Raw genomic sequence first — 24,138 nt, forward strand, 5'->3', positions numbered from 1 at the left:
GGCGCACCGCGCCGCCGTACGCGAGCCCGGCGCCGTCCCTGGGCGGCGAGTGGGACGGCGCACCGCGGGTCATGCGGGACGGGTCAGACGGCGGCCGCGGCGTCCACCGGCGTGTTGCCGCGGCGGACGAGCAGCGCCGCGAGCACCGCGACGACGGCGACCGCGCCGGCGACCGTCAGCGAGGTCTGGAAGCCGTCCATGAACGCCAGGTGGCTGCCGTCGGTGATGGCCTTGGCGGCGGGCCCCGGCGTGCCGGGCGGGACGGGCGCGACGCCCTGCGCGACGAGCCCGTCGGTCCCGGACAGCTGGTGCGCCGCCCCGGCGGGCACGCCCGACTCGGTGAGCCGGCCGAACAGCACGTCGCCGACCTTCGTCGACAGCAGCACGCCCAGCACGGAGGTGCCGAGGACGCCGCCGACCTGCGACGCCGTCTGCTGCAGGCCGCCCGCGACGCCGGCGAGGTGCGCCGGGGCGTTCCCAACGATGGCCTCGGTGCCGGCGACGATCACCATGCCGAACGCCAGGCCGACGAGCACGAACCACGGCCAGAGCTGCACGTACGGGGCGTCCACCCCGATCCGCGACAGGCCGAACATGGCGGTCGCGGTGAACGCCATGCCGAGCACGAGCGGCAGCCGCGGCCCGAACCGGTTGGTGAGCGCGCCCGCGATCGGCGAGGCGACGATGAAGATGCCGGTCATCGGCAGCATCCGCACGCCCGCGTCCACCGGGCTCATCCCGTGCACCTGCTGCAGGTAGAGGGTGATGAAGAAGATCGTCCCGAACATCCCGAAGAAGCCGAGGACGATCAGCCCGGTCGCCGCCGACAGCGACACCGAGCGGAACAGCGACAGCGGCAGCAGCGGGTGCTCGGCGCGCAGCTCGTTCCACGCGAACGCGGCGAACAGCACGACGGACGCGGCGAACGACACCAGCGGGGTGGCGTGCCCGAAGCCGTGCTCGCCGGCCTTGATCAGGCCCCAGACCAGCGCGAACAGCGCGCCGGTCAGCAGCGCGACGCCGGGCAGGTCGAACGAGCCGGACGCCTCCTCGTCCTTGGACTCGCGGATCACCCACAGGCCGACCAGCAGCGCGACGAGGCCGAGCGGGGCGTTCAGGAAGAACACCGACTCCCAGTTGACGTTCTCGACCAGCAGGCCGGCGACGATCGGGCCGCCCGCGATGGAGATGCCGACGGTGGAGCCCCAGATGCCGATGGCGGCGTTGAGCTTGTCGGCGGGGAAGGTGTTGCGCAGGATGGCGAGGCTCGCGGGCTGCAGGAGCGCCCCCGCGAAGCCCTGCACGACCCGCCAGAAGATCACCATGCCGAGGCCGCCGGACAGCCCGATGGCCAGCGAGGCGACGCCGAAGCCGATCACGCCGGCGAGGAAGGTGCGCTTGCGGCCGAACCGGTCGGCGATCTTGCCGGCCGGGATCAGCGTGACGGCGAGGGCCAGCAGGTAGGCGTTGGTCACCCACTGCAGGCCGGACAGGGACGCGCCGAGGTCCTTGGCGATCGCCGGGTTGGCGATGGAGACGACGGTGGCGTCCAGGCCGACCATCATCACGCCGAGGGCGACGGCGACGAGGGTGAGCCAGGGATGCCCGTGACCGCGGCGGGCGGGTCGCCCGCGCGCCTGGTCGCGCGGCCGGGACGGGCGGGACGCGCCGGGGTCGAGCACCTCGGCGCCTCGGGTCTGGGACATGGGCGGAGCCTCCGTAGCGACGTTGAGGATCCCAAACTGTCATGTGCTGACACTTGTCGTCAAATGCCTCGCGTCATCAAGAGACATGATTCAGATCACGACAATCTTCGTTCACCGTCACTTGGCGTCGGGTCCGCGCGTCGTTACACTTCGCACATGACCGCGACCGCCCCCGAGACCCGCCAGGGCACCCCGCCCGCGGGCCCCGGATCCCAGCCCCCGGGCCGGCGCGAACGCAAGAAGCAGCGCACCCGTGAGGCGCTCGTCGACGCCGCGTTCACCCTCTTCGCCGAGAAGGGGTTCGACGCGACCACCGTCGAGGAGATCGCCGACGCCGTGGACGTCTCGTCCCGCACGTTCTTCCGCTACTTCGCCTCGAAAGAGGACGTCGCGCTCACCTTCCAGGAGGAGCAGACCCGCGCCGTCATGGCGGCGCTGGCCGAACGCCCCCCGGACGAGCCGATCATGACCGCGCTCCGGCGCACCGTGGTGGAGATCGCCCGCGCCTGCGAGCGCGGCGAGCTGGGCTTCGATCCCGACCGCTTCCAGTGCCTGCTCAGCATGATGAGCGACAGCCCGACCCTGATGGCGGGCAGCCTCGAGCACGCGCAGAAGAAGCAGCAGCTGCTCACGCAGATCATCGCCGAGCGGATGGGCACCGACCCCGCCACCGACCTGCGCCCGCACGTGATCGCGGCCTCCGCCACCTGCGGGTTCCAGGCCGCCTCCGACGTCGCCCGCCGGCACGAGGGCGCCTTCGGCTCGCTGTCGGAGACCATCGACCAGGCCTTCGCGATCCTCGAGCAGGGCCTGAACTCCTAGAACCGCGTTCGACGCGCCCGCGTCCCGCCCCGGTGTGGTCCCGGGGCGGGCGGGGTACCGCCTCCCGAGGACGGCCGAGGACGGCCCCGGAGAGGACGCGACCATGGCGCTGAAGCATCCCCGGCACGACGGCCGCGGCGAGCGGGACCTGCAGGTCAACCCCATCTTCAGCCGGGAGCCCGTCGAGGTGCCCCGGTACGCGCTGCCGCGCGGCGAGATGGAGCCCGGCACCGCCTACCAGCTCGTCCACGACGAGCTGATGCTGGACGGCAACGCCCGGCTGAACCTCGCCACGTTCGTCTCCACCTGGGCCGAGCCGGAGGCGCTGCGGCTGATGGCCGAGTGCGCCGAGAAGAACATGATCGACAAGGACGAGTACCCGCAGACCGCGGAGCTCGAGATGCGCTGCGTCCACATGCTCGCCCGGCTCTGGAACGCCCCCGACCCGCGGCACGCCGCCGGCTGCTCCACGACCGGGTCCAGCGAGGCGGCGATGCTCGGCGGCCTCGCCCTGAAGCGCCGCTGGCAGCGGAAGGGCCTGAAGGGCCGGCCCAACATCGTGATGGGCGTCAACGTCCAGATCTGCTGGGAGAAGTTCGCCGACTACTTCGAGGTCGAGCCCCGCTACGTGCCGATGGAGGGCGACCGCTACCACCTCGGCGCCCCCGAGGCCGTCGCCCTGTGCGACGAGAACACCATCGGCGTCGTCGCCGTCCTCGGCTCCACCTTCGACGGCAGCTACGAGCCCGTCGCCGACATCTGCGCCGCGCTCGACGACCTCCAGGAGCGCACCGGCCTCGACGTCCCCGTCCACGTGGACGGCGCGTCCGGCGGCATGATCGCCCCGTTCCTCGACCCGGACCTCCCGTGGGACTTCCGGCTGCCCCGCGTCGCGTCGATCAACACGTCCGGGCACAAGTACGGCCTGGTCATGCCGGGCGTCGGCTGGGCGCTGTGGCGCGACCAGGACGCCCTGCCGGACGACCTCGTCTTCCACGTCAACTACCTCGGCGGCGACATGCCGACCTTCGCGCTGAACTTCTCCCGCCCCGGCGCGCAGGTCGTCGCGCAGTACTACAACTTCCTGCGGCTCGGCTTCGAGGGCTACCGCCGCGTCCAGCAGACCTGCCGCGACGTCGCGACCCGGCTCGCCGCCGAGATCGCCAAGCTCGGCCCGTTCGAGCTGATCACCGACGGCTCCGCCATCCCGGTCTTCGCGTTCCGCACCCGCGACGGCGCCGGATTCAACGTCTTCGACGTCTCCGCCGCGCTGCGTGAGCACGGCTGGCTCGTCCCCGCCTACACGTTCCCGAAGAACCGCGAGGACCTCGCCGTGCTGCGCGTCGTCGTCCGCAACGGCTTCAGCCACGACCTCGCCGACCTGCTGCTGGACGACCTGCGCCGCGTCCTGCCCCGGCTGTCGGCCCAGCCGTCGCCGGTCCGCACCGCGGACGACTCCGGCGGCTTCGCGCACGGCGCCGAGACCAAGCACCCCACCACCCCGGGCCGCCACTGACTCACCAGCTGACCAGCAGCTCCTTCGGGCGCCGCACGAACCGGTCGGCATGCCACGGCACCTCGCCGGCCGGCACCGCGAGACGCAGCCCGGGTAGCCGCGTGACCAGCGCGGACAGCGCGACCTGGAGCTCCATCCTGGCGAGCGCCGCGCCCAGGCACCGGTGCAGGCCGTGCCCGAAGGCGATGTGCGGGTTGCTCTCGCGGGCGATGTCCATCGTCTCGGACGCGGGGAAGGCCGCAGAGTCCCGGTTCGCGGCGGCCAGCTCGACGAGGACCTGGTCCCCGCGCCGCAGCGTGACGCCGCCGAGCTCGACCTCCTCCAGCACGAACCGCGTCAGCGACCCCTGGGCGATCAGCGGGACGCACCGCAGCAGCTCCTCGACGGCCGTCGGCACGAGGCCGGGATCGGCGACGATCCGCGCGTACTCGCCGCCTTCGAGCAGCAGGTAGGCGAAGTTCGGGACCTGCGACGCGGTGGTCTCGAACCCGGCGATCAGGATCGCGCGCACGAGGTTGCTCACCTCCTCCTCGCCGAGCCGGTCCCCCTCGATCCGCTCGCGCACCAGCGACCCGATGAGGTCGCCGGTCGGGTGCCCGACCCGCGTCGCCGCCAGGTCCGCCAGGTAGCCGTTCATCTCGTCGATGTCGGCCGTGATCTCCGCCAGGGACCGGTCGGACGTGCTGAGCAGCGAGTCCGCCCAGCCGGTGAACCGGGCCCGGTCGGCGACGGGGACGCCGAGCAGGTCGCAGATGACCTGGATCGGCAGCGGCAGCCCGAACCCCTCGACGAGGTCGGCGGGCGCACCCGCCTCGACCATCGCGTCGAGGAGCCGTCCGGCGATCCGCTCCGTGCCGGCGCGCAGGGCCTCCACGCGGCGCGGCGTGAACGTCCGGTACACGAAGCGGCGCAGCCGGGTGTGGTCGGGCGGGTCCTCGCTGAGCAGCGTCCGGCTCGTCGGGTCGATCGGCGTCATCCCGGCGATGCCGTCGGCCGGGATGCCGGCCCGCTCGTGGTCGCGCCCGAACGCGGGACTGCTCAGCACGGTGCGGGCGTCCTCGTACCGCGTGACGAGCCAGGCCGGCGCCCCGTAGCCGAGCCGGACGCGGACGGGCGCGCCGCCGGCCCGCAGGTCCGCGAGCAGCGGCGAGGGCCGCAGGGCATGATCCGCCGGGAACGGAAATTCCGGAAGCTTCTGCACAGCCACTCCAAAGTTGACAGACCAGGAGATTCGCCATGCCGATAATCACCCCGAATACCCCGCCGCGACATCACCGATATGCCACGTGAAGCTGGCCACCGCACCAGCCCCCACTACCCCGACCAGGCATTACGGCACCGAAAAATCGGCATTAGGGGTCGTCAACAGAGCCACGGAAGAACAATGCCCGACCCGCAACGCGGAATAACGCGCGATCCTCCCACCAGAAACCCGCCAGGCAATCGACCCACCTCATATTCGGCCTCCCAGCCCACCGTTCGGCAGTAGCGGCGCATGAGACCAGATGGCTCGATGAACTGACCGAAGCCCACGCCGATCTGTTGCTCGACACGAGCGTCGCCGACGGAGACGGCGAGATCGTCCTGCACCTGACCGGCTCCTGCCGCAGAGTCGCCAGGATGCCGTGCGGACCGTCCGGGTCACGGGCAGTAGATTCTGGCTGTGATCGACAACGACGCCGAGGGCGAGGGCGAGGTCGAGGTCGAGCGGATCCTCGACGGCCCGCCGAGCAAGATCGCGTTCCGTGCTCTCTGCGCTGCACTCGGCCGTGCGGGCAGCCCACGGCATCTCGTCTCGTTGTGCGGCGAGCGACTCGCTTCGTGGCCTGACGCCATGCGCGAGGCGCCGTGGTCCTGGCTCGCCGCGCTGGAAGCCGGTCACTCGAAGCCGGTGTGGCCGCTCGTCCGGTCGCTGACGCTGAACTCGGCGAGGTGCGGCACTCTCGATGCCGCTTTGCCGGATCCGCACGCTCAGCCTGAAGTACGCGGCGTGACCCACCTGGATTTCGGCTGGTTCGCGGGCGATCAACTCACGGCATTGGCCGAGACCCTGGACCGCTGGGGCGGTCTACGGTCGATCCGTTTTCGCGGGCTTACCGAATCGGATGAGGAGTCGGTCGCGAAGCTTGCCGGTACCGCCGGCATCGCACGACTCGAGTCACTGAATCTGGTGGACGTCCGAGAGGACATGTGGCATTTCGGGAAGCCGCCGTTCCGCCCGGCCGCCGGACCGCCGTGGCGGCTGCGGCATGCGGGGCTGCGGGCGCCCGACCTCGTCTATTTGATGCGTTCGGGACTCGCGCCCGGCCTGCGTTCCGCCGATGTGCTCATCTGCGGCACCGAGGAGGCCCAAGACCTTGCCGGCTGCGCGGAACTCGCCCGGCTCGACCGGCTGGCGATCGGGTTCCGCTGCGGCAGGGACGGACGGCAGCCGCTGTGGGAACCGTACTTCGGCAACGTCATCGAGCAGGACGACAACGCATGCGAGGCATTCTTCGCGCGCGCCGATCTCGCGAACCTGACCAGCCTCACGGTACGGGGCACGGTGATGGGGCTCGGCCGGGAGGGGCTCGGTGCGCGCGGCGTGGACGCCATCGTCGCCAGCGGCGTGCTGCGCCGGCTGACCGAGTTGAACCTCGAACTGCTGCCGGTCGGCGACGTCACCATTGCCGGCGTCCTCGAAGGGATCGACCACGACCGCATCGAGAAGCTGGCGCTCACGGATCTGGTCGCCACGGACGTGACGGCCGCGGCATTCGTCGCTGCCCGCGGCTTTCCGCGCCTGCGGCATCTTGACCTGAGCCGAAACCGCATCGGCACGACCGGGGCTCGGCGATTGGCGACCGACGCCCGGATGCCCGCACTGGAACACCTCGACCTGAGCGGCCGCAAAGGCGCCTCGCCTTACTACGGGCGCTCCGACGTCCAACCGATCGGCGACGCCGGAGCCGAGGCCTGGGCCTCTTCGCCCAACGCTTCAACGCTGACGTACCTGAACATTGCTGCTACCGGGCTCGGCGTGGACGGCCTCGTCGCGCTGATGCGGTCCGAGCGGCTGCGGAACCTCAACACTCTCGACCTGTCGCACAACCCGGTAGACGGCTGGCCTGAAGCGCTCGCGAACGCCCCGGTCTGGCGCACGCTGCGAACTCTGGACGTCACCGAGTGCGGTCTCGACGATGACGACATCGAGGCCCTGGCGGCAACGACATCCGCGCCCTACCTCCGCGGCATTTCGTTGGCTTACAACAGCGTCGGGTCGCGTGGCATGCGAGCGCTCGCATCGTGGGCGGTGCTGCCGCAACTCTGGGAACTGAACCTGCACGACAACGTCATCGGGGACGACGGCCTGATCGAACTGGCCACATCCCGAACGGCCCGGCGCCTCCTCGAACTCGACCTGGAACAGGACTGCTGGAACGCCGCCGCGCGGAAGTACGGCACACCCTTACCGGCCGAGGTCGTCGAGCAGGCGTCATTTCCCAGTCTCGACGCGGTGTTCCTCGGCATCGTCGACGAATACCACGGCGCTCGGTACTCCTGCGGATTCCCCGCCCCTATCCGGGAGGACATCGCATCGGCCGGCAACATGCGCCCTGAGCTGGCCGGATTCCTCACCCACCTTGAAATGGAAGAGCTCGACGACGATCCCGAATGGGACGAAGGCTCCGACCACGACTTCCGCATTGAGCGCGCCGAGCGCCACGTCGCCCACATCGACGAGGCCCGGAACTTCGCCCAACGCATGATCGAAGGAAACATCGGCTGGCCCCCTCCGGACTCCTGACCCCCGGAGCGCGACGCCAGAACCGGCCCAGCTGGAAGCCCGCGCCTGCCCTGTGAGGAAATGGGCACTCCGGCCTCGACCCGAAGCGCTACAACACCCACGTCGAATGCCGGCGGCTCGCTTCAGCGCGCTTCGTCGAAGTCGTACGTCCCTTGCTTGATCTCCGACACCAGGGCCGCCCATGCGCCCGGCTCCAGGCTGAGAAACCCACCCTCAGGATTCTTCGAGTCCCGGACGAGGCGGCGAGAGCCGGAGGCGCACGTCTCGACGCAGCCGTTGGCTCCTTCGCTGTGACTGCTCTTCCGAAAGATCGCCCGGTCGAGAGGGAGATCGGACACTATGCCCCTCCTTGTACCTATTGCCGCGCAAGCCGTTCGAGCATAGCCAGCGACTCCTCCGGGCTCAGAGCCATGGCCCCCATCTGCTCGAACGCCAAAGAGTAGGTGTGCACCTCCTTCTCGTCCTCGATGTACAGGGCGCTGGTCATGTTCTCGACGTAGACGACGTCCGGGGTGAAGCGTTCGGGAAATCCCATGATCGCGAAGCTGCCCACGACGCCGGGGTGCCCGCCGGCGGCCACGGGCATGACCTGGAACATCACGTGCGGAAGGTCGGCCAGTTCGATGATGCGGCGGTACTGAGCGCGCATCACGTGGGGGCCGCCCATGGCGCGCGTGAGCGCCGCCTCATCCAGAATCGTCCACAACCTGGCGGGCTGCTCGCGCTCCAGCCATGCCTTCTGGCGCGTCATGCGGGCGGAGACGCGCCGCTCGACCTCTGAGGTCGGGGAGAAGCGCATCAAGATCGACTTGGTCACGTGGTAGGTGTAGTCCTCGGTCTGCATCAGTCCGTGGACCAGACCCAGCGTGTAGGAGTTGAGCCATTCGGCCTCGGCTTCCAGGCCCATGTACGTCGCATAGTCGGTGGGCAGGCTGTTCTCGTAGCTGTCCCACCAGCCACGCTGTCGCGTCGTCCGCGAGAAGCCGACGAGAGCATCGGAGCGCGGACCGGCCACCCCGTAGAGGTCGAGCATCCGCTGCACTTCGGCCGGCGTGACACGGCGAAGGGCGTTCTCGATCCGGGACAGCTTGGTCTTGCTCCACGCGAGCCGCTCGGCGGCCTCCTCGAGGTTCAACGGCGTGGTGTTCTCTCGCAGCCTGCGCAGCTCAGCGGCGAGGCGGCGTTCGCGGATTGTCGGGGGCCTGGCTGGCATGTGACCGAGCATGCCCAGTCCGTAGTCGGCCGACAAGCGGATCCGCGGACGATCACTGGAACGATTTTCGCTCTCTTCCCTGAAACTGTTGCGGACACGGTGGCGGTCGGCGCACCATGTGACCCGAGAAGACACTGACGGTGACCAACTGATCACTGTCGACGGCGACCGTGGGACCGGCAGAGGGCGGGATCCGATGATGGTGGAGGGTGCGGCGAGCCTGGGGGTGGGTGGGGCTTGTGCGTGGCGGCTTCCGAGTGACGAGAGCGGGCCGGCGACGGCGCGGTCCCACCTCCAGCGGACGCTGGCCGGGCTGGGGCTGGGGAGGGACGTGATCGAGGACGGGAAGCTCGCCGTCTCCGAGACCGCGACCAACGCGCTCCGCTACGGGCATCCCGATCCGCAGGACCGGCCGCATGCGCCGCCGGAGTTGTGGGTGTGGGCGCGGACGGTCCCGTCCCCTCAACTCGTCGTCTCGGTGTTCGACTGCGCTCGGACGGCACTGCCGCATGCGTCCGGCGCCGGTCTCCTCGACGAGCGCGGGAAGGGGCTGGCGATCCTTGAGGAGTTCACCGCCGGGTGGGGATGCGCGGCGACACGGTCGCGGGTCGCCGAGGAGGCCGTGCGCGGGAAGGCCGTCTGGTTCCTGCTTCCGCTTCCCCTCGACTGGCCAGGCCGGACGGTCGAGGTCCATCCGGGGACGGCCGCGCAGTGCCTCCTGCTCTGTGTGACGCGGCGCGGGTTCCGGGCGACGCGGACCAGCGATGAACGCGGCGTCTCGGTCGTCGTTCTGCCCGGCCTGAACGTCTGGGTCCATCGGCGGCACTTCTGCTGGTGGGCGTCCGCGACCCGCTACGTGCGCCGTCCGCTCGTCGACCTCCAGGAGACGGTCGAGCAGGTCGTCCGCCATCTGGACGGCGGGACCCCGTGACGCGGCGGGGCCGGGGGTCGTTCTGCGGTGGGCGGAACGCGTGGCTTCGGGGGGCGGCGGCGGGTTATTTTGGGCGCATGGCCGAGATCACGCGACCGCTCACGCCCGCCGACGAGACGCCGCACGGGCCGGACGCGACGCGCCCGCCGGCGGAGCCGCTGTGGCGCGACGCGCTCGGCCGGTGCCTGCGGAGCCTGCGCCTGGAGCGCGGCGAGATCCTGACGGAGACCGCCCGCCGCGCCGGGGTGTCCCCGCAGTACCTCTCCGAGATGGAGCGCGGCGTCAAGGAGCCGTCGAGCGAGATGATCGCGGCGGTCGCCGGCGCCCTGGACGTGACGCTCGCCGACCTCACGCTCGCGGTCGCGACGAGCCTGCTGGCCGCGCCGGCCGGGACCGCGCCGGCCGGCCCGACCTGCCAGGCCGCCTACGCCCTCGCGGCGTAGCCGTCCAGGGGCTCCGGCTGGCGCTCCTCGATCACGTGGTCGATGAGGCCGTACTCCAGCGCCTGCTTGGCGGTGAACACGCGGTCGCGGTCGGTGTCCGTGCGCAGCGTCGCGGTGTCCTGCCCGGTGTGCCGGGACAGGATCTGCTCGATGTCCGCGCGGACGCGGACGACCTCGTCCGCCTGCAGGATCAGGTCCGGGATCGCGCCGCGCCCCTGCCCCATCGGCTGGTGCAGGACGACGCGGGTGTGCGGCAGCGCGGCGCGCTTGCCGGGAGCGCCCGCGGCGAGCAGCACCGCGCCCACCGCGACGGCCTGCCCGACGCACGTCGTCGCCACCTGCGGCCGGATGTAGCGGAGCGTGTCGTACACCGCGAGCATCGCGCTCGGGTCCCCTCCTTCGCAGTTGATGTACAGCTGGATGTCGGCCTCCGGGCTGTCCGCCTCCAGGTGGAGCAGCTGCGCGACGAGCGCGTTCGCCACCCCGGCGTCGATGGCGGTGCCGAGGTAGATGATCCGTTCCGTCAGCAGGTGCGAGTAGACGTCCATGATCCGTTCACCGCGCGAGTCCCGCGCGATGACGTTCGGGATCGTGTAGGTGCTCATCGGCCTGCTCCTCCGGACGGGGCGCCGAGCCCCACGGGGCGGCGGCGCGGCGGCACGATGTCGTCGTAGGACCCGACGATCGCGTCGATGAACCCGTACTCCAGCGCCTCCCGCGCCGTGTACCAGCGGTCGTGCAGCGAGTCCTCGAAGACCCGCTCGAGCGGCTGGCCGGTGTCCTCGGCGATGAGGCCGAGCACCGTGTCACGGGTGTGGCGCAGGTCGTTGGCCTGCAGTTCGATGTCGACGGCGGCGCCGCCGATGCCGGCGGACCCCTGGTGCATCAGCACCCGGGCGTGCGGCATCGCGCGGCGCTTGCCGGGCGTCCCGGACGACAGCAGGAACTGCCCGGCGCTGTAGGCGATGCCGAGCACCACCGTCGCCACGTCGCACGGGATGAGCCGCATGACGTCGCGGATCGCGAGCATCGACGGCACGGACCCGCCGGGGGAATGGATCCACAGCGCGATGTCGGCCGACGGGTCCTCGCCCGCCAGGGTGATCAGCTGCGTGGCCAGCAGCGTGCCGTTGTCGTCGTCGAGCACGCCGTCCAGCACGAGGACGCGCTGGGCGTACAGCTCGCTGCGCACGCGCTCGTTGAACAAAGGGATCTTCTGTTCCTCGCTCATGCCCTTCAGCCTGCGGCAGCGCGGGCACCGGTCACAGCCCGCGCTGCCCACGGCGGATCCGCTCTCAGCAGCGCGCCACGGCGACGGGCTACCAGGGGACGGGGCCGTCGTCGTCGCTGAAGGTGCCGGTCGGGCCGCCGTCGGGGAGGGTCGCGAGCCGGATCGCGATCGCCGCGCCCTGCTCGGGGGTGCGGACGCCGCGGAAGCCGTTGAGGTCGGTCGCGCAGAAGCCCGGGCAGCCGGCGTTGATCAGGATGTTCGTGTCCGCCAGTTCCTTGGCGTACTGGACGGTGAGGGCGTTGAGGAACGTCTTCGACGTCGCGTACGCGGCGGAGATCGGGCCGGTCTGGGCGCCGGGGGCCGTCTGCCGGGTGAGGGACCCGACGGTGCTGGACATGTTCACGATCCGGGGGGACGGCGAGCGGCGCAGCAGCGGCAGCAGCGCGTTGGTGACGCGGATGACGCCGAGGACGTTGGTCTCCACGACCGTCCGCACGGTGGCGGGGTCGACCGCGGTGGGCTCCTGCGGCATCCCGCCGGTGATGGCGGCGTTGTTGACGAGCACGTCGAGGCCGCGCTCCTCCAGCAGCGCGGCGGCGGCGGTGACGCTCGCGTCGTCGGTCACGTCGAGCGGCACTCCGAATGCGTCGACGCCGGCGGCGCGCAGCTTCGCGACGGCGGCGTCCCGGCGCCCGTCGTCCCGGGCGCCGACGCCGACGCTCCAGCCGAGCGCGCCCAGCCCGGCCGCGATCTCGTAGCCGATCCCCTTGTTCGCGCCGGTGACCAGCGCGGTCTTCGTTTCGGTCATGCCACGATCCTCGCTGCGGGGCGGGCTCGGCTTCCAACACCGTCTGGGTGGGACGCGATACCCCGGCGGTATCGCACCGAGGTCAGGGGCGCCGCGGAGGGGGTCGCGGCGGGTACCGTGGCGGCATGGAGACGCGGGAGCTGCGGTACTTCGTCGCCGTCGCCGAGGAGCTGCACTTCGGGCGCGCGGCGGACCGGCTCGGGATCGCGCAGCCGCCGCTGTCGCGGGCGATCCAGCGGCTCGAACGGCGGCTCGGCGCGACGCTGCTGGACCGCACCAACCGCACCATCGCGCTGACCGAGGCCGGGGCGGTGCTGCTGCGCGAGGGCCGGGCCGCCCTCGACGCGATCGAGGCCGCCGACCGCCGCACCCGCCGCGCCGCCGCCGCGGCCGGACGGCCCGCGCTGGTCCTCGTCACGAAGGCCGGGGCGTCCGGCGAGCTGCTGGCGAAGCTGCTCGACGCGTACGCCGCCGAACCCGGCGCCGCCGAGGTCGACGTCGTCCTGTGCGGCCCCGGCGAGCAGGAGCGGATGCTGCGCGACGGGCGGGCCGACGTGGCGCTGCTGCACACGCCGTTCGACTCGACGACCGGGCTCGACACCGAGGAACTGCTCACCGAGGGGCAGGTCGCGATCCTGCCGGCCGGGCACCCCCTCACGACCCGGCGCCACCTGCGCGTCGCGGACGTCGCCGCGCTGCCCGGCCTGCCGCTGCCGCGCTGGCCGCGCCCGGACGGCACCTACCCCGACGGCCCGGGCCTGCGGGTCCGCGACCACGCGCAGCTGCTGCAGCTCATCGCGCTCGGCCGGGCGGCGGCGGTGCTGCCGGAGTCGTGCCGGGCCCAGCTGGGCGAGCGCCTCGCCGCCGTCCCGGTGCTGGACGCGCCCCAGGTGACGACGCTGATCGCGTGGCCGCCGCACAGCCGCTCCCTGGCCCTCGCCGGCCTGGTGGACGTCGCGACCCGCCTCTAGCGCCCGCTCACCCCGCCGCCGTGAGGAGGGACCCGCCGGACACCAGCGCCACGGCGGCGTCGGCGAAGTACTGCTCGTCGGCGTCGGGGGCGAGGCCGAGGACGACGCCCTGGCCGAGGCCGACGAACAGCGCGCCGAGCGCGACGGCGAGCCGCTTCGCCTGCCCGGGCGTGACGGTGCCGCCGCCGTGCGCCCGGCCCGTGAACAGCGCGACGAGTTGCTCCTCGTGCATGCGGAAGAGCGGCGCGAGCTGCGCACCCGGGTCGGGGGTGCGCAGCGCCATGTCGAGCAGGCCGAGCTGGAGCGACAGGCCCGACCGCGCGCCCGGGCCGTCGCAGGTGCGCCGGTAGTACCGGGCGAAGGCGGCGACCGCCTCCAGCAGCGGCAGGCCCGCGGGCACGGCGCGCTCGATCTCCGCGTAGTGCGGGCGCAGGTAGCGGGTGACCAGCTCGGTGATCAGCCCGTCCTTGCTGCCGAACAGCGAGTAGATGGCGCCGGTGGTCAGGCCGGCCCGCTCCGCGATGTCCTCGAGCCTGGCCTGGTAGCCGTCCCGGGAGACGGTCCGGAGCGCGGCGTCGAGCAGGGCCCGCCGGTTGCGCTCCTTGGTCTCCTCCCTCGTCAGTCGCATAATCCGATTATCCCGATAATCGGATTATGCGGTCATCGGGGTCCCGGTTCGCGCCGGGCCGCCCGGGCGGTCAGAGCGCCGCCCGGCGGTCAGAGCGCGGCCCGGGCGGTCAGAGGGCGGCGAGGCCCTTCTGCAGGTCGTCCAGGTTCATCACCGGGACGATCTCGACGTCCGCGCCCAGCGCCGTGAACAGCGGCTCGACGATGGCCGGGATCTGCGAGCTGTCCTGCATGTCGAACACGATGGTGCACGACCGCTTGCCCTCGCTCGGGGAGAAGTAGGCCGCCTCGGGCTTGAGCCGCTCCATCAGCGTCTGCATGGCCTGCGGCATCGTGCCGTTCTTGATGGCCTCGTTGCCGAGCCGGGTGTCCAACCGCGCCCGCAGCATCACCCTCATCGCACTCATCCCCCGAATGCCGCCGGACCGGCGCGGATGCCCGCGCGCTCGTGGGAGCCCGGCGGCGTCGGGGTGAGTGTGTCCCTCCGGTTCCGCGGCAAACGCGCAGGCCGGACGCTAGTCCGGGACGCTGAGGACCAGCCCGCTCGTGGGCACGCCGGTGCCGGCGGTGACCAGGACGTTGCGGACGTCCGGCACCTGGTTCACCGCGGCGCCCCGCACCTGCCGGACCGCCTCGGCGATGCCGTTCATGCCGTGGATGTACGCCTCACCCAGCTGACCCCCGTTGGGGTTGACCGGAAGCCTGCCGCCGAGCTCAATGCCACCGTCCTTGATGTAGTCCTTCGCCTGGCCGCGGCCGCAGAAGCCGAGCTCCTCCAGCTGAACCAGGACGAACGGGGTGAAATGATCATAGAGGATTGCGGTCTGGACGTCATCGGGCGTCAGCCCCGACTGGGCCCAGAGCGCGTCGCCGACGGTCCCCATCGCGGGGAGCGCCGACAGGTCGCCGGTGTAGTAGCCGAACATCATCATCTGGTCCGGGCCCGTCCCCTGCGCCGCCGCGGTGATGACGGCGGGCCGGTGCGGGAGGTCGCGGGCCCGGTCCAGGGACGTGACGAGGACCGCGACGCCGCCGTCGGACTCCTGGCAGCAGTCCAGCAGGTGCAGCGGGTCGACGATCCAGCGGGACGCCTGGTGCTCGTCCAGCGTGATCGGCCGCCCGTGGAACCACGCCGCCGGGTTCGTCGCCGCGTGGCGGCGCATCGCGACGGCGACGCGGCCGAAGTCCTCGCTGGTGGCGCCGTAGTCGTGCATGTAGCGGCGGGCCTGCATGGCGACCCACGCGGCCGGGGTCGCGAAGCCGAACGGCAGGTGCCAGGAGAACTCCAGCCCGGTCGCGTCGGCGCGGCCGGACGGGGCGGCCTGGCCGAAGCGGTGGCCGGAGCGCTCGTTGAACGCGCGGTAGCACAGCACCGCGTTCGCCTGGCCGGTCGCGACGGCCATCGCGGCGTGCGCGACGGTGCCGCAGGCCGCGCCGCCGCCGTAGTCGACGCGGGAGAAGAACCGCAGCGCGGGGATGCCCAGCTCGCGCTGGACGGCGATCTCGGAGTTGGCGTCGGCGGTGTAGGTGACCAGGCCGTCGACGTCGGCGGGGGTCAGCCCCGCGTCCTCGATCGCGGCGAGGCATGCCTCGGCGGCGAGCCTCAGCTCGGAGCGGCCCGACTCCTTGGAGAACTCCGTCGCGCCGATCCCCGCGATCGCCGCCTTCCCGGACAGGCTGCTCATCCGGCCTCCTTGAAACGGACGGTGGCGGTGAGGTGGTCGCCGATGCTCACGGCGCCGCGTACGCGGAGCGTGCGGTCGTCGACGCGGTCGCCGGTGAGCGTGAGCGTGTCGCCGGCGTAGGCGGGGGCGCCGAGGCGCACCTCGATGCTCTCCAGCGTCGCGTCCCGGACGGTCTCCAGCGCGTACCGCTGCACGAGCCCGATGCTGGTCAGGATGTTGACGAAGATGTCCTGCGAGCCCTGGGCACGTGCCTGCGCGGGGTCGTGGTGGACGGGCATGAAGTCGCGGGTGGCGATGGCCGTCGAGATGATGAACGTCGGGGTCAGCTCGATCTCCAGCCCGCCGGACGCGGGCTCCTCCTCGACCGGCTCCGCGGCGGTCGCCGGGGGCGGCGGGGCGTCCGCCGGGGTCCACTGCGGGAGGACGATCTCGTCGTCCATCCGCTCGAACACCAGCCGGACGGGCATGCCGACCCGCACCTCGTCGGGCGGGCAGCCGTTGACGTTCCCGACGACCCGGACGCCCTCCTCCAGCTCCACGACCGCGACCGCGTACGGGGGCGTCCGGCCGGGGACGGGCGGGTGATGGTGGACGACGTAGCTGTGCACCTCGCCGCGTCCGCTCGCCACGACGTAGTCGCGGTTCGGCGAGTGGCACTTCGGGCACATCGGGCCGGGCGGGTGGCGGAGCGTTCCACAGTCGGCGCAGCGCTGGATGCGCAGCTCGCCCGCGTTCACCCCGTCCCAGAAGAACGCGGTGTCCTGGCCGATCGCGGGCCGCAGCGGATACCGCCCGCCGGTGCCGCCGGTGCTTCCGGCGGGCGGGCGCGGGCCGGGCTTGAACTTCAGCACCCGGAACAGCATCTCGGCGACGCGCTCGTCGGTCTCGTCGTACCAGGTCTGGTGCCAGGTGACGAAGTAGCCCTCGCCCATCGCGGTCCGCTTCGGGCCGGTGACGCCGCCGAACCGCATCCGCGTGCTCAGCTGCTCGCCGACCTTCACGTAGCGGTCGTAGACCTGGTCGCAGTTGGTCGCGACGATGCCGGTGTAGCCGGCCGCGTCCAGCATCGCCAGCACGTCGTCCGCGGCGCCCCGCTGGTCCGGCCGCCGGACCAGGCCGGGCATCGACCACACCTGGATCATCGCGGGCGGCGCGACGTCGTCCCAGGTCCCGGTGTCGCCGAGGGCCTGCGTCCAGTTGCGGATCATCGCGGCGTTCACCGGGTCGGGGCAGGGCAGCGGGGGCCCCTCGCCGGCGGCCTCCAGCCGGCCGGCGAGGGCCATCAGTTCGTCGTGCACGGGTCTCCTCGTTCCGTGGGCTCCCGGGTCAGCGCGGTGCGCGGGCTCCCGGGTCAGCGCGGTGCGCGGGGCAGCCCGAGGCCGATCATCGCGATCAGCTCGCGCTGGATCTCGTTGACGCCGCCGCCGAAGGTGAGCACGAGGGCGCCCTTCGCCATCCGGTCGGTCACCCGCATGAACTCGGCGGTCTCCGGGTCGCCCGGGTCGCCGTACCGGGCGAGGACGTCGCCGACGATCCGGCCGACCTCCTGCACCCGCTCCGACGCGTAGATCTTCGTGGCGGACGCGTCCGCCGCGCCGAGCCAGCCGAGGTCCTGGTTCGCCGCGACCTGCCAGTTCAGCACCTCGTTGACGCGCTGGTAGGCGTGCGCGCGGGCGAGCGCGCGGCGGACGGCGGGCTCCTCGATGAGCGGCCGCCCGTCCCGCCCGGTCGTGGCGCGGGCCCAGTGCTCCAGCCGGTTGCGCGCGCGCCCGATGGTGCCGGCCGGGCCGAGCGTGACCCGCTCGTGGTTGAGCTGGTTGACGATCAGGTCCCAGCCGTTGTTCTCCCCGCCGATCAGCATGTCCGCCGGGACGCGGACGTCCTGGAAGTAGGTGGAGTTGGTGTGGTGGGCGCCGTCCATCGTGATGATCGGCGTCCAGGAGAAGCCGGGGTCCTTGCAGTCCACGATGAGCATCGAGATGCCCTTGTGCTTCTTCGCGGACGGGTCGGTGCGCGCGGCGAGCCACACGTAGTCGGCGGTCTGCGCGCCCGAGGTGAAGATCTTCTGGCCGTTCACGACGTAGTGGTCGCCGTCCTTGACGGCGGTGGTGCGCAGCGCGGCGAGGTCGGTGCCGGCGCCCGGCTCGCTGTAGCCGATCGCGAAGTGGCACTCGCCGGCGAGGATGCGCGGGATGAAGAACTCCTTGTGCGCGTCGGTGCCGTACTGCAGGATCGTCGGCGCGACGGAGTTCAGCGTGATGAGCGGGTAGGTGACCTCGGCGCGGGCGATCTCGTTGGCGAAGATCGTCTGCTCGACGGGGCCGAAGCCGCGGCCGCCGTACTCCTTCGGCAGCGCGACGCCGAGCATCCCGTCGCGCCCGAGGCGCCGGCAGTGCTCGAGGTAGGGCGGGCCGAACGGGTCGGCGTTGATCGCGGCGCGCTGCTCCGCGGTCAGGCAGTTCTCGAAGTACTCGCGCAGCTCGGCGCGGAGCTTCTTCTGTTCGCCGGTCAGGTCGATGAACATTCAGGCCTCCTGAGCGATGAGCGCGCCGAGCGAGTCGAGACGGTCTTCCGCCCCGCCGAGCAGGTGCCCGGCCTGCTTGCCCCAGGCGAAGTAGCGATGCAGCGGGTAGGTGATGTCGAGGCCGATGCCGCCGTGCAGGTGCTGGCACGTGTAGAGCGCCTTCACGACGGGGTCGCACGCGTTGTAGGCCGCGATCGTGAGCAGTTCCTCGGCGTCGGCGGCGCCCTCGGCGAGCCGCCACACGCCGGCCCAGACGGCCACGTCCAGCGCGCGCTTGGCGATGTAGACGTCGCTGATCTGCATGGTGACGGCCTGGAACTGCGCGAGCGCCCGCTCGAACTGCTCGCGGGTCTTGGTGTACTCCTTGGTGAGCTCCAGCGCGCCCTCGATGACGCCGGACGACAGCGCGACCGCGCCCGCGACGGCGGACAGCCGGAGGGTGTCCCAGGCGGCGCCGTCGGCGACCCCGCCGAGGAGCGCGCCGGCGCCGACGCGGACGCCGTCGAGCGCGATCCGCGACAGCGGCTCGCTGGTCGCGGAGTGCTGCGGCGTGATCGTCACGGCGGACGGCTCGACGAGGAAGACCCCGATGCCGGCGCCCTCGACCCGCGCGGGGACGAGGATCCGCGCCGCCTCCCGCGCGTAGGGGACGAACGTCTTGACGCCGTCGAGCACGTAGCCGTCGCCGTCCGGGCGGGCGGTCGTCGCGATCTCGCCGGCCGGGCCGACCTCGCGGTACGCGCCGGTCAGCACGGTCTCGCCGTCGGTCAGCGGCGCGAGCAGCGCGCGCTGCTCCGCGGTGCCGTGCCTCGCGATCGGGACGGCCGCCAGCGCCAGCGACGCGTACACCGGGATCGGGGCCGTCCGCACGCCCGCCTCGCGCAGGATCACCGCGAGCTCCACCGGCCCGAGCCCGGCGCCGCCGGCGTCCTCGGGCAGCACGGCGCCGAGCAGCCCGGCCTGCGCGAACGCCTTCCAGGTGGCGCCGTCATAGGGGGCGCCGCTCTTCTCGAACGCCTCCAGCCGCTCCTGCGCGGCCTCCCGCGCGAGCAGGTCCGCCGCGAGCCCCTTCAGCTCCTGCTGGGTCTCGTCGAGGTTGAAGTCCACTCATCCGCTCCCTTCCTGGCGCGGCCGGCCGGACGGACGCCCACGGCGAAAAAGTAGAACAGATTCTAGTCTGTGTCCAGCGACCTGATCACCATCGCGGAAACGGGGATTCACCTAGCAAGTAAGGGTTCGGTGACCATGCGGGGGACGCCCGATCGGCGACCCGCCGCGGCCGATCAGATAACAGGTTCTCGCGCGGCCTGTACGCTGGGGGCCGAGCGGCGGCGCAACGGGCGCCCGCGCGAGGAGGATGACCGTGACCGCAGAGCCGACAGTGACCGGGGACGAGCCTTCGGGCGGCGCCGCGGCGGACCGGCGGGCGGGCCAGGCCGCGGGGCAGGGCGTGCGCTCGCGCAGCCAGCACCAGCGGCGCAAGCGTATCGTCCAGGCCGCCGCCGCGCTGGCCTCGCGCGGCGGCATCGAGGCGATGCAGATGCGCACCGTCGCCGAGCGCGCCGGCGTCGCGCTCGGCACCCTCTACCGCTACTTCCCGTCCAAGATGGACCTGGTCGTCGCGGTCGTCAGCGAGGAGATCGACCTCCTGGAGCGCAGCATCGAGCGCCGCCCGCCGCGCGGCGGGTCCGCCGCCGAGCGCACCGTCGAGGTGCTGATGCGCGCCACGCGGGGGCTGATGCGCGAGCCCGAGCTCGCCGAGGCGCTGATCCGCTCGCTGCTGCTGTCGGACGTCAAGACCGACTTCAGCGACCGGATGACGAACCTGATGCTGCGCGCCGCGGTCGGCCCGGCGGGCGACATCCCGGCCGACGACCGGCGCCGCGTCGTCGCCCGCGCGCTGTCGTCCGTCTGGACGATGGAGATGATCGAGATGCTGCGCGGGCAGGCGACCGCCGAGGTGATCCAGGGCCGCCTGGAGATCTCCGCCGACCGCCTCCTCACCGACTGACCCGCCGCCGCTTCCCGCCCGCTCCCCCGGGGCCCGCGCCGCCCCGCTCGTCCCGCCGGGCGCCCGTTCCTTTCCCGTGTGCGGCCCGTCACCGCCCACTACGCTGGACGCGACCGGAGCGGACGAAGAAGGTGTGCCAGTGACCGAGCAGGAACCGATCCTCAGCGACGGGGTCATCATCGAGTTCATCGATGGCAAGGACGTTCCCGTCAAGCACAAGGACTTCGGTGACCGCGCCGTCGTGATGCGCGACGCGAAGAACCCCGAGGGGCCCATCCTCTACTTCACCGAGGCCGAGTGGGACGCCTTCATCGCCGGCGTCAAGGACGGCGAGTTCGACGACCTCCTCGAGGAGGAGCCCGCGGAGGGCTGACGTCCCGCCGCCCGCGTCCCCGGGGGTACGGCGGCGCGGGCGGCGAAGCTCCCCGGCTCAGCCCGGGTGCCGCAGCGCGGTCCAGCGCTCGGCGAGCGCCCGCTCGGCGTCGGGCGTGAGGGAACCCCAGAGGCGCAGGCGGGCGAGGCCGCCGTCGGGATAGATGTTCACACGGACCTGCGCGACCTCGGGCGTCTCGATGCGGAAGCGGTGGCGGGCGTCGGGTTGGAGGCGGGTCCGCGGCAGCAGGGTCGTGCCGTCGGGGGTGGTGAGGGAGACCTCGGCGGGCGCGTTGAACTTCAGGTTCGTGGTGTCGATCTCCGCCAGCCGGATCGTTCCCGGTGCGGCCAGCCGGACGAGCGCCCACTCGTTGCCGGGCTCGCGGCGGCGCGCGGTCTCCCACCCTTCGGCCTGGTTGCGGGCGAGGCCGGGGAACAGCATGTTGTCCGGCGACGAATAGAACATGTTGGAGCATTCGAGGACGCGGGCGCCGTTCTCCAGGGCGGCCAGGTCGACGGTGAGCCCGGTCAGGAACGCGGGGTCGGGGACGACGTCGCCGTGCACGCGGATCCGCGCGATCCCGCCGTCCGGGAACATGTTCAGCCGGACGTGGGTGAAGAGGCGCTCGGCGTCCACCGGGAAGGCGTGCGCGGTGTCGCCCTTCAGCGGGCTCTTCGGGACGATCTCCACCCAGTCCGCGCCGGAGAGGTCGGCGGCGGGGCCGTCCACCGCGCAGGCCTCGACGGACGCGTGCGGCGGGTAGTTGCCCTTGAACCAGGCGGTGTCGATGACGACGCCGCGGATCACGCCGGGCAGTCCGAGCCGGACCACCGCCCAGTCGTGGCCGGGCTCGCGGCGGCGGCGGGTCTCCCAGCCGTCGTACTCCTGGCCCTTCGGGCCGAACGTCTCGGGCCGGAACGCCGGCGGCCACGGGTTGACCAGGTTCTCCTTCTCCTCGAAGGACTCGTCGCTGGCGGCGGTGACCGAGCCGCCGAGGGTGCGGACGGCGAGGTCGGGAAGGGTCGTGAAGTCGGTCAAGGCGCCTCCTTGCGGGTGAGCATGCGGCCGGACGGGGTGCCGTCGACGGGGACGCCGCGCAGCCAGGTCGTGCGGACGGTCCCGGTGAGGGTGCGGCCCTCGTACGGGGTGACGGGGTGGCGGTGGCGCAGGCGGGCGGGGTCGACGGTGAAGGGGGCGTCGGGGTCGAAGGCGACGAGGTCGGCGTCGTTGCCGGCGGCGATGCGCCCCTTGCCGGGGACGGCGGCGAGTGCGGCGGGCGCCTCGGCCATCCAGCGGACGACGGTCGCGAGGTCGTGCCCGCGCGCGCGGGCGGCCGTCCAGACGGCGGGGAGGCCGAGCTGGAGCGAGGAGATCCCGCCCCAGGCGGTGGCGAAGTCGCCCTGTTTCAGGTCGGGCGTGGACGGCGAATGGTCGCTGACCACGCAGGAGATGACACCGGACGCGAGGCCCTGCCAGAGCGCGTCGCGGTTGGCCGGGTCGCGGATCGGCGGGCAGCACTTGTAGGCGGGCTCCCGCGCCTCGCCGTCGGACAGGACGAGGTAGTGCGGGCAGGTCTCGGCGGTGATGGGAAGGCCGTCCGACTGCGCCTTGGCGAGGGGTTCGAGGCAGTCGGCGGCGGACAGGTGCAGGATGTGGGCGCGCACGCCGGTCTCCCCGGCGAGCCGGATCACCTGCTCGACGGCGCGGCGCTCGGCGGCGGGCGGCCGGGACGCGAGGAACGCCGGGTACCCGCCGTCCGCCGGGGCGGTCAGCGCGGACGGGTCCTCGGCGTGCACGATGACGAGGCCGCCGAACGCGGCGATCTCGCGGAACGCGTCCCGCATCTCGCCGGGCGACAGCGGCGGGAACTCGGGGACGCCGGAGTCGGACGCGAAGCACTTGAACCCGAAGACGCCGCCGTCGTGCAGCGGGCGCAGCGACGGCACGTTCCCGGGGATCGCGCCGCCCCAGAACCCGACGTCGACGTGCAGCTTCCCGGCCGCGGCGGCGCGCTTGGCGGCGAGCGCGGCGGCCGACACGGTCGGCGGCAGCGAGTTCAGCGGCATGTCGATGAGGGTGGTGACGCCGCCCGCGGCGGCGGCGCGGGTCGCGGTCGCGAACCCCTCCCATTCGGTGCGGCCCGGTTCGTTGATGTGGACGTGGGTGTCGACGAGCCCCGGCAGCAGCGCGGTGTCGCCGAGGTCGGTCTCGGACGCGGCGGGCAGCGGAGCGTCGCGTTCGGCGACCTCCGCGATGCGGCCGCCCGCGACGGCGACGGCGGCGGGCCGCTCGCCGTCCGGCAGGACGGCCCGCCGGGTGCGGATCACCAGGTCGTAGGTCACGCGGCTCCTCCCAGGGCGGGCCAGTCGCGGCCGATGCGCTCGGCCAGCCGTTCGAGGAGCGGGCCGGCGTCCGCCATGCACCGCTCCGGGTCGGGTTCGAGGTCGGTGAGGGCGTACGCGTCCTGCAGCCGGGCCTTGCGGAGCTGCTCGCCGGTGAGCGCGCACCGTCCGGCGACGGCGATCGCGGGGACGCCGTGCCGGGCGGCGGCGCGGGCGACGCCGACGGGCGCCTTGCCGCGCAGCGACTGCCGGTCCAGCGACCCCTCGCCGGTGATCACCAGCCGGGCGCCGCTGACGCGGGCGGGGAAGCCGAGCAGGTCGAGCAGGTGGGCGATGCCGGGACGGACGGTGGCGCCGAGGAACGCCATCGCCCCGAACCCGGTCCCGCCCGCCGCGCCCGCGCCCGGACGGTCCGCCGCGTACGCGCCGAGGTCGCGGCGGGCGATCTCGTCCAGCCGGGCGAGGCCGCGCTCCAGCGCCCGGACGTCCGCCGCGGACGCCCCCTTCTGCGGGGCGAACACCGCGGCGGCGCCGTCCGGGCCGAGGAGGCGGTTGTCGACGTCGCTCGCCACGACGACCGTCACGCCGCGCAGCCGTGACGGCAGGCCGCCCGGGTCGATCGAGGCGAGCGACCGCAGCGCCCCGCCGCCGGGCGGGAGCGGCTCGCCGTCCGCGTCGAGGAACCGGGCGCCGAGCGCGGCGGCCATCCCGGTGCCGCCGTCGGTGCAGGCGCTGCCGCCGAGGCCGAGGACGATCCGGGTCGCGCCGCGCCCGATCGCCGCCGCGATCAGCTCGCCGGTCCCCCGGCTGGACGCCTCCAGCGGCGCGAGCGTCCCGCCGGGCAGCCGCCGCAGCCCGGACGCCTCCGCCAGCTCGATCACCGCGGTCCCGTGGCGGACGGCGTAGGACGCGGCGACCGGCCGCCCGGTCGGCCCGGACACCTCCGTCCCGGCCTCGGTGAACCCGCAGGCCACGGCCGCCTCGACGGTGCCGTCCCCGCCGTCGGCGACGGGCAGCGGGACGAGGGGCACGTGCGGGACCGCCCGCGCGAGCCCCGCCGCGACGTGCCCGGCGACCTCGGCGGCGGTCAGCGAGCCCTTGAACTTGTCGGGCGCGATCAGCACGTGACCCCGCACGCGCGCCTCCTT

The 24,138-nt window shown here is 72.7% G+C and carries 25 protein-coding genes; 8 read left to right on the plus strand and 17 right to left on the minus strand.

Translation table 11 applies throughout. The features are described from left to right. Positions 1-83: 83 nt before the first annotated feature. Complete coding sequence (locus tag AB0C78_RS43855; RefSeq protein WP_360760317.1) at positions 84-1,706, minus strand: MFS transporter; 1,623 nt, start codon at positions 1,704-1,706, stop codon at positions 84-86. Between the two features lie 156 nt (positions 1,707-1,862). Between AB0C78_RS43855 and AB0C78_RS43860 the strand changes: the two genes are divergently transcribed. Beyond that, positions 1,863-2,528: a TetR family transcriptional regulator gene (locus AB0C78_RS43860; protein ID WP_360760320.1), complete on the plus strand. Its 666-nt coding sequence runs from the start codon at positions 1,863-1,865 to the stop codon at positions 2,526-2,528. Positions 2,529-2,631: 103 nt separating this feature from the next. Continuing rightward, positions 2,632-4,044, plus strand: coding sequence for a glutamate decarboxylase (locus AB0C78_RS43865; RefSeq protein WP_360760323.1), 1,413 nt, complete (start codon positions 2,632-2,634; stop codon positions 4,042-4,044). 1 nt (position 4,045) lies between these two features. Here AB0C78_RS43865 and AB0C78_RS43870 read toward each other — a convergent pair whose 3' ends face one another. Together AB0C78_RS43870 and AB0C78_RS43875 are read right to left on the minus strand one after the other, a co-directional pair. Continuing rightward, entirely contained in the window at positions 4,046-5,245 is a 1,200-nt protein-coding gene (locus AB0C78_RS43870; RefSeq protein WP_360760326.1) for a cytochrome P450, read from the minus strand. A 161-nt stretch (positions 5,246-5,406) separates the two neighbouring features. Next, positions 5,407-5,634 carry a hypothetical protein gene (locus AB0C78_RS43875; RefSeq protein ID WP_360760329.1) on the minus strand — a complete coding sequence of 76 codons (228 nt, stop codon included), beginning with the start codon at positions 5,632-5,634 and terminating at the stop codon, positions 5,407-5,409. A 73-nt stretch (positions 5,635-5,707) separates the two neighbouring features. Between AB0C78_RS43875 and AB0C78_RS43880 the strand changes: the two genes are divergently transcribed. Further along, positions 5,708-7,831 (plus strand): hypothetical protein, encoded by a 2,124-nt coding sequence (locus AB0C78_RS43880; RefSeq protein ID WP_360760332.1) that lies wholly within the window; start codon positions 5,708-5,710, stop codon positions 7,829-7,831. A gap of 122 nt (positions 7,832-7,953) precedes the next feature. Here AB0C78_RS43880 and AB0C78_RS43885 read toward each other — a convergent pair whose 3' ends face one another. Continuing rightward, positions 7,954-8,169, minus strand: coding sequence for a DUF397 domain-containing protein (locus AB0C78_RS43885; RefSeq protein WP_360760335.1), 216 nt, complete (start codon positions 8,167-8,169; stop codon positions 7,954-7,956). Positions 8,170-8,186: 17 nt separating this feature from the next. After that, on the minus strand, positions 8,187-9,080 hold the full coding sequence (locus AB0C78_RS43890; protein ID WP_360760338.1) for a helix-turn-helix transcriptional regulator: 894 nt from the start codon (positions 9,078-9,080) through the stop codon (positions 8,187-8,189). Positions 9,081-9,243: 163 nt separating this feature from the next. Here AB0C78_RS43890 and AB0C78_RS43895 point away from each other — a divergent pair, with 163 nt between their 5' ends. Together AB0C78_RS43895 and AB0C78_RS43900 are read left to right on the plus strand one after the other, a co-directional pair. Further along, positions 9,244-9,975 (plus strand): ATP-binding protein, encoded by a 732-nt coding sequence (locus tag AB0C78_RS43895; RefSeq protein WP_360760431.1) that lies wholly within the window; start codon positions 9,244-9,246, stop codon positions 9,973-9,975. A gap of 77 nt (positions 9,976-10,052) precedes the next feature. Next, positions 10,053-10,418: a helix-turn-helix transcriptional regulator gene (locus AB0C78_RS43900; RefSeq protein ID WP_360760341.1), complete on the plus strand. Its 366-nt coding sequence runs from the start codon at positions 10,053-10,055 to the stop codon at positions 10,416-10,418. Here AB0C78_RS43900 and AB0C78_RS43905 read toward each other — a convergent pair. The 3 genes from AB0C78_RS43905 to AB0C78_RS43915 all read right to left on the minus strand — a co-directional run bounded on the left by AB0C78_RS43905 (position 10,400) and on the right by AB0C78_RS43915 (position 12,457). Beyond that, on the minus strand, positions 10,400-11,023 hold the full coding sequence (locus AB0C78_RS43905; protein WP_151540107.1) for an ATP-dependent Clp protease proteolytic subunit: 624 nt from the start codon (positions 11,021-11,023) through the stop codon (positions 10,400-10,402). The two genes, AB0C78_RS43900 and AB0C78_RS43905, sit on opposite strands and share 19 nt — an antisense overlap. Then, a complete protein-coding gene (locus AB0C78_RS43910) occupies positions 11,020-11,649 on the minus strand; it encodes an ATP-dependent Clp protease proteolytic subunit (protein WP_360760345.1) in 630 nt (209 codons plus the stop codon). The genes AB0C78_RS43905 and AB0C78_RS43910 overlap by 4 nt, the downstream gene beginning before the upstream one ends. An 88-nt stretch (positions 11,650-11,737) precedes the next feature. Further along, a complete protein-coding gene (locus AB0C78_RS43915; RefSeq protein ID WP_360760348.1) occupies positions 11,738-12,457 on the minus strand; it encodes an SDR family oxidoreductase in 720 nt (239 codons plus the stop codon). 125 nt (positions 12,458-12,582) lie between these two features. Here AB0C78_RS43915 and AB0C78_RS43920 point away from each other — a divergent pair, with 125 nt between their 5' ends. Then, entirely contained in the window at positions 12,583-13,428 is an 846-nt protein-coding gene (locus AB0C78_RS43920; RefSeq protein WP_360760351.1) for a LysR family transcriptional regulator, read from the plus strand. A 7-nt stretch (positions 13,429-13,435) separates the two neighbouring features. On the opposite strand, the gene AB0C78_RS43925 is transcribed toward AB0C78_RS43920, so the two are convergent. The 6 genes from AB0C78_RS43925 to AB0C78_RS43950 all read right to left on the minus strand — a co-directional run bounded on the left by AB0C78_RS43925 (position 13,436) and on the right by AB0C78_RS43950 (position 19,371). Then, complete coding sequence (locus AB0C78_RS43925; protein WP_360760353.1) at positions 13,436-14,056, minus strand: TetR/AcrR family transcriptional regulator; 621 nt, start codon at positions 14,054-14,056, stop codon at positions 13,436-13,438. A gap of 109 nt (positions 14,057-14,165) precedes the next feature. After that, positions 14,166-14,453, minus strand: coding sequence for a DUF3303 family protein (locus AB0C78_RS43930; RefSeq protein ID WP_360760356.1), 288 nt, complete (start codon positions 14,451-14,453; stop codon positions 14,166-14,168). Between the two features lie 117 nt (positions 14,454-14,570). Beyond that, positions 14,571-15,740 carry a lipid-transfer protein gene (locus AB0C78_RS43935; RefSeq protein WP_360760359.1) on the minus strand — a complete coding sequence of 390 codons (1,170 nt, stop codon included), beginning with the start codon at positions 15,738-15,740 and terminating at the stop codon, positions 14,571-14,573. Further along, positions 15,737-17,038, minus strand: a complete 1,302-nt coding sequence (locus tag AB0C78_RS43940; RefSeq protein ID WP_360760362.1) for an OB-fold domain-containing protein — start codon at positions 17,036-17,038, stop codon at positions 15,737-15,739. The genes AB0C78_RS43935 and AB0C78_RS43940 overlap by 4 nt, the downstream gene beginning before the upstream one ends. 53 nt (positions 17,039-17,091) lie before the next feature. Next, positions 17,092-18,264, minus strand: a complete 1,173-nt coding sequence (locus AB0C78_RS43945; RefSeq protein ID WP_360760365.1) for an acyl-CoA dehydrogenase family protein — start codon at positions 18,262-18,264, stop codon at positions 17,092-17,094. After that, positions 18,265-19,371 (minus strand): acyl-CoA dehydrogenase family protein, encoded by a 1,107-nt coding sequence (locus tag AB0C78_RS43950; protein WP_360760368.1) that lies wholly within the window; start codon positions 19,369-19,371, stop codon positions 18,265-18,267. 343 nt (positions 19,372-19,714) lie between these two features. Between AB0C78_RS43950 and AB0C78_RS43955 the strand changes: the two genes are divergently transcribed. Beyond that, the gene (locus AB0C78_RS43955) at positions 19,715-20,275 is read left to right on the plus strand and encodes a TetR family transcriptional regulator (RefSeq protein ID WP_225991571.1); all 561 of its coding nucleotides are present in this window, start codon (positions 19,715-19,717) and stop codon (positions 20,273-20,275) included. A 139-nt stretch (positions 20,276-20,414) separates the two neighbouring features. After that, entirely contained in the window at positions 20,415-20,648 is a 234-nt protein-coding gene (locus AB0C78_RS43960; protein WP_192808742.1) for a DUF397 domain-containing protein, read from the plus strand. Between the two features lie 57 nt (positions 20,649-20,705). Here AB0C78_RS43960 and alc read toward each other — a convergent pair whose 3' ends face one another. The 3 genes from alc to AB0C78_RS43975 are packed head-to-tail and all read right to left on the minus strand — an operon-like array spanning position 20,706 to position 24,126. Next, the gene (gene alc / locus AB0C78_RS43965; protein ID WP_360760372.1) at positions 20,706-21,686 is read right to left on the minus strand and encodes an allantoicase; all 981 of its coding nucleotides are present in this window, start codon (positions 21,684-21,686) and stop codon (positions 20,706-20,708) included. Next, positions 21,683-22,990 (minus strand): allantoinase AllB, encoded by a 1,308-nt coding sequence (gene allB / locus AB0C78_RS43970; RefSeq protein ID WP_360760375.1) that lies wholly within the window; start codon positions 22,988-22,990, stop codon positions 21,683-21,685. Before allB ends, alc begins: the two co-directional genes overlap by 4 nt. Beyond that, positions 22,987-24,126: a glycerate kinase gene (locus AB0C78_RS43975; protein ID WP_360760378.1), complete on the minus strand. Its 1,140-nt coding sequence runs from the start codon at positions 24,124-24,126 to the stop codon at positions 22,987-22,989. Before AB0C78_RS43975 ends, allB begins: the two co-directional genes overlap by 4 nt. Positions 24,127-24,138: the final 12 nt, after the last annotated feature.

The organism is Actinomadura sp. NPDC048394, assembly GCF_040651755.1.
In the GTDB taxonomy this organism is placed as follows: Bacteria; Actinomycetota; Actinomycetes; order Streptosporangiales; family Streptosporangiaceae; genus Spirillospora; species Spirillospora montaniterrae.

Bases quoted from the DNA above. Each gene is read 5' to 3' on its own strand.
- AB0C78_RS43910 (WP_360760345.1), bottom strand. From the start codon at position 11,649: ATGAGCGAGGAACAGAAGATCCCTTTGTTCAACGAGCGCGTGCGCAGC.
- AB0C78_RS43915 (WP_360760348.1), bottom strand. From the start codon at position 12,457: ATGACCGAAACGAAGACCGCGCTGGTCACCGGCGCGAACAAGGGGATC.
- AB0C78_RS43860 (WP_360760320.1), top strand. From the start codon at position 1,863: ATGACCGCGACCGCCCCCGAGACCCGCCAGGGCACCCCGCCCGCGGGC.
- AB0C78_RS43945 (WP_360760365.1), bottom strand. From the start codon at position 18,264: ATGTTCATCGACCTGACCGGCGAACAGAAGAAGCTCCGCGCCGAGCTG.
- AB0C78_RS43925 (WP_360760353.1), bottom strand. From the start codon at position 14,056: ATGCGACTGACGAGGGAGGAGACCAAGGAGCGCAACCGGCGGGCCCTG.
- AB0C78_RS43920 (WP_360760351.1), top strand. From the start codon at position 12,583: ATGGAGACGCGGGAGCTGCGGTACTTCGTCGCCGTCGCCGAGGAGCTG.
- AB0C78_RS43900 (WP_360760341.1), top strand. From the start codon at position 10,053: ATGGCCGAGATCACGCGACCGCTCACGCCCGCCGACGAGACGCCGCAC.
- AB0C78_RS43895 (WP_360760431.1), top strand. From the start codon at position 9,244: ATGGTGGAGGGTGCGGCGAGCCTGGGGGTGGGTGGGGCTTGTGCGTGG.
- AB0C78_RS43935 (WP_360760359.1), bottom strand. From the start codon at position 15,740: ATGAGCAGCCTGTCCGGGAAGGCGGCGATCGCGGGGATCGGCGCGACG.
- AB0C78_RS43855 (WP_360760317.1), bottom strand. From the start codon at position 1,706: ATGTCCCAGACCCGAGGCGCCGAGGTGCTCGACCCCGGCGCGTCCCGC.
- AB0C78_RS43905 (WP_151540107.1), bottom strand. From the start codon at position 11,023: ATGAGCACCTACACGATCCCGAACGTCATCGCGCGGGACTCGCGCGGT.
- AB0C78_RS43930 (WP_360760356.1), bottom strand. From the start codon at position 14,453: ATGAGGGTGATGCTGCGGGCGCGGTTGGACACCCGGCTCGGCAACGAG.
- AB0C78_RS43865 (WP_360760323.1), top strand. From the start codon at position 2,632: ATGGCGCTGAAGCATCCCCGGCACGACGGCCGCGGCGAGCGGGACCTG.